Below are 4161 nucleotides of genomic sequence, written 5' to 3'. Positions count from 1 at the left end.
AGGTTCGTGCGCCAGTACGTCGCCACCAGCAGCACCCGGTCCTCCAGCGGCAGCCGCCAGGGACGGCCGCGCTGGACGTCACCACCGCGACGCCGCACCAACGCGACCAACCTGGCGAACTGCGACTCGGTCAGCCCGGAAAACGGCTCGATCCACTTAGGATCATCCGCTGAGATCACCCCACCCATGCCCAACCAACGCACCAACCGCCACACCAGTTACGGGACAACCTCTAGGGCCGCGATCGTGTCGGTGGTGGTCATGAGGCAGGACGCTATCTGCACGCGCGCATGCGGACTGGCCGCACGGTGGCAGACGCACGCGCCGGGCCCGGTCCTCCGGTGGGAGGGCCGGGCCCGGCTGCTGCGGAGATCTCTCTCAGCGGGTCTCGATGTCGCCCTGCGGACGCACCACCCTGGTCTCCACGGGCTTGGTGTCGTTCCTCCTGTCGGTCCCGATCAGCGCGGGGTCGGTGTAGATGTCGACGATGTCCTGCTGAGGCGCCGGGGCCGGGGCGGGAGAAGCCGGCGCGGGAGCGGGCTGGCCGGTCCCCTGGTTCTGTCCATTGCTCATGGGACTCAAGTGTGCAGCAGCAGTGCGACAGTCGACAGACCAAGACCGACGATCAGCGCCCCGAGGCTCACCCACCAGTACCTGGCCTTTTTCTGGTGACGCCGCTCGTTTTCCTCGAAGAGCGAAGCCCGAGACGAGGCCAGCCGGATCAGGGCCAGCTCCTTGGGCAAGCGGACGTAGCTGACGACCAGGTGCCGCGGCTCCAGGTCCTTGTACTCAGCCACCCGGAAAGTGTGCACGCCCGCCACCAGTGAGACGGCGTACGCGGCGAAGGCACAGCGAACGCCGCGTGAGGCGAGTCGGTCTGTCCGCCAGGGCCTCGTGCGGTGTGCTGCCGGTGATCGCTGCGTCCATCGGACGCTGGGGGTGGAGGGTGTAGTTCCAGTCGCCGTGGAAGCGATGGCGGGTGATGGGCAGTGCAGCGATCTCGTCACCGCTGTCGAGTTCGGCATGGACGGTGAGGCCGGTGCGGCTGGTGGTCGCGGCGATGGTCTGGAGCATGACTTCATGGCTGGTCAGGGGCCGGCCGCGCCAGTTCATGGTGATGTGGGAGAACAGCCGGTGCTCGATCTTGTTCCACTTCGAGGTGCCGGGCGGAAGGTGACACACCGTGATCTCAAGACCCGTCTCACCGGCGAGGTCGGCGAGCTGGGTCTTCCAGCCGCGGGTGCGGTAGCCGTTGGAGCCCCCGCCATCGGCGGTGATCAGCAGCCGGCGGGCGCGGGGGTAGTCGTGCCGGCCGCGGGCCTGCCACCAGCGCCGGATCGAGGCAACGGCGAACGCCAGGGTGTCGTGATCAGTGCCGATGCTGACCCAGCCGGTGTTCGCCGCCATGTCATAGATCCCGTACGGAATCGCCTTCTCGGCCTGGCCGGGAAAGTGGTGCGTCTTGCCCCTCACGGGCTGCCCTGCGGGCCGCCATTCGTGCCCGGCGTTCTTGTAGGCGCCGATCAGCTCCTTCTTCTTGCTGTCCACGCTGATCACCGGGTCACCAGCGTCCCGGTGATCGCGTGCCTGCTCATTGAGGTAGCGCAACTGGGCGTCCCTGTCCGGGTGCTGAGCACCCTAGATGGTCTTGGCGTTGGCCTGCAGACTGAAGCCTTCCTCCCGCAGCAGGCCGGCGACCGTGTCGGCGGAGACCCGGTGGCCCCGCCGGGTCAGCTCCGCTGCCAGCTTCCGGGTCGACTTCGTCGTCCACCGCAGCGGCGACATCGGGTCGCCCCGCTCGTCGGGCTCGACCAGCGCAAGCAGCGCCGGCCGCAGCCCCGGATCAACGTCCACAGCCTTCTTCCGGCCCCCACCCGGACGACGGACCCGCCCCAACAAAGCCTGACCAGACTCCAGTTCAGCCGCTCCGCGCGAGACCGTGCCCTCCCGGACCCCAGCCGCGGCAGCGACGAGCCTGATCCCACCATGCCACAGCGACAGCGCTTCCGCCCCTATGGCCAGCCGACGCTGACGCTCGTCCAGATGCGGCAACACCTGGAACTTCGCAGCCAGGAGTGCCTCGATCCCCTCCGGTCTCCCCATACCAGAACAACGACTCCCACAGTCGGAAGCCACGACTTGTTTCCCGGCAAGCCCACAACGCGGATTTCTGGACACCCCTTCGGGAACGCCGCGTGCACAACCGCACTTATCCCATCAGGAACACCCTGGGGCCAACGGGACTTACTCGGCGGAAGCTACCGACCCAGAATATTCTTCCCACCCGGGCCGAGGAAGGCACCCGGCGGCGCAGCTGCGGACGACGAGGCTTGCACACCACCGGCAGTCGCCGCGCCGGCCCAACCAGGGATTAGTGAATAGGCCGCCACGGCAACGTTGGGATCGGGATCGGGACCAGGACTGGGCAACGACGCCTTCTGCTCCCGCAACGGCGACGGTGCAGGAGACAACCGGGGGCGTTCTCGTTTTGGACTTGCGGACCGGTCACGCTCGACCGAACGATCAGACGAAATCGGCTTCCGCCCTCGGCCGTCTGGCCTTGGCTGTACCGGCTGGGTTGGTTGCATCCAAGCATAAGATCGCCTCCTGCCCGCAAAGTGCGCCGCGGTTTCATTCACCTCAGCAGGATGCACAGCGTTATACCTCGCTCTCCCGGTACTTATTAGCTGGCGGCGTCTGTCCCGCGCCGCCAGCCGACTCTGCTCCTCAGGGGGCAGCAGGGAGCGCCGCGCCGCCTCTGCGTGTCGCAGTCTTTCCGCCTGCTGTTCGATGGTCAACGAGTCCCACCGTTCACGCTGCTTACTTACGCCAGCTAGTTGCACATCCTCGGATGGCTCAGGCGGAGGCGGTGTAGTCACAAGCAGCTCCCAATACGGTTCTCGATCACTTGACGGGCGCCTTAAGTCCCGCCCCATCACTACGGCCAGCACTTCCGCCCGGTTCACGTAAACAAGCGGCCCTGGCGAAACGCACCTCCAGAACCGTGAGGCCCGCTGCCACGGCCCGGATGGCCTCCTATTGGCCAGGTACGTGGACCGGGCGCTAACCGGGCCGTGAAAGGCGCCTTCCGGAATATTGGCATCGCCCCGTATGAGGTCGTGGGTGGCCAGTTTATGGCGTCGAGGCGGAGCGACATCGTGCTGCCGCATATACCGCGAGGAGCTTTGAAATCTCTGCACCCTTCTCCCGCTGCGGCGTGAGGGTGACAGGGAAGGCAGATGTGGTCCGTGACGGGACGAGGCTCCTGGTCGTTGCGGTGGTGTTCTCTACGCACCCATGCTTCGCCGGAGGAGTATTCATACTTTCTGTACTGTGTCCATAACCTGACGTACTTGGCAGAATGATTTAGCTTAGCACCACCGGCGACCGAAGGGTCCCTGCTGGTTCCGCATAAACATACGAAAACACCACAAGAAGCCCTGACGAAGTAGCGAGTGCGACAGAATTCGCTACGCGAGAGATTCGAGTACTCATCCGTGGCGCGCGAATCGACGCAAAGCAGCGGAAAATGATTTACTAGTCCAGGTTTTTGCTGCTGCCCCCTTCTCGGCATCCGGCGTGGTTCCCGACGTGTTGGCACCTACCTCAGGCAGTGGCGTGCCTGGAATATGCAGGCACGCATATCGGGCCCGCATTTCCTGCTCTTGACCGAAGTCATCTGGATCTGCTGGTCGGCTACCTCGCTGCTGAAAGCCGTCTTGCGCCACGGGAAAATGGCTGTACTCGGTGTCGGAGGGCAAGGTCCGGGCCCCGTGGCCCGCTGGTTTCTGGAGCCGCTGAGTGTCAGAAATCAGATGTTCGAGACGATCCCCTGCATTCGCCATTCGCTGCAGAAGAGGAGCCCGTTCCTGCGTTTGAACCCCATCCAGCAGTACATGCGAAAGCGTCTGCTGCATGAGCTCTTCCCGCTGATCCAGCAGTCTCTCATGCCCGGCCACATCCAGGGAACACTTCTCCAGTTCTTGCAGCTGTCGATAATCGTCCATCGTGGTTCGAGGTAGGGAGCTGTGAGCGGGCTGGGCGTCGCCATACGAGATTTGGTCCGCTAGCCCCTCGGGGGGGAGGTATCCGAGGGAGCTAACCATGGGAATGGTCTCGTATTGGGCGATGAGGTTCAACTGTCGCCGCCAGAGATAGTAG

At 64.7% G+C, this 4161-nt stretch carries 3 protein-coding genes and 2 pseudogenes; all 5 read right to left on the bottom strand.

Annotated features, from left to right (window positions below):
* Nucleotides 1–188 (bottom strand): annotated as a pseudogene (locus ACH4C6_RS36105) (IS5/IS1182 family transposase); the annotation flags it as partial.
* 190 nt (nucleotides 189–378) lie between these two features.
* A complete protein-coding gene (locus tag ACH4C6_RS36100) occupies nucleotides 379–573 on the bottom strand; it encodes a hypothetical protein (RefSeq protein WP_398112804.1) in 195 nt (64 codons plus the stop codon).
* A 5-nt stretch (nucleotides 574–578) separates the two neighbouring features.
* A complete protein-coding gene (locus tag ACH4C6_RS36095; protein WP_398112803.1) occupies nucleotides 579–797 on the bottom strand; it encodes a hypothetical protein in 219 nt (72 codons plus the stop codon).
* Between the two features lie 130 nt (nucleotides 798–927).
* Nucleotides 928–2103 (bottom strand): annotated as a pseudogene (locus ACH4C6_RS36090) (ISAzo13 family transposase); the annotation flags it as partial.
* A gap of 1388 nt (nucleotides 2104–3491) precedes the next feature.
* Nucleotides 3492–4161 (bottom strand): hypothetical protein (locus ACH4C6_RS36085; protein WP_398112802.1); only part of this gene is annotated, 670 nt, incomplete at its 5' end.

It is taken from the genome of Streptomyces sp. NPDC017943, from assembly GCF_044328425.1.
GTDB classification, from domain to species: Bacteria; Actinomycetota; Actinomycetes; order Streptomycetales; family Streptomycetaceae; genus Streptomyces; species Streptomyces djakartensis_A.
This window is presented reverse-complemented; position numbering and strand designations above follow the sequence as displayed.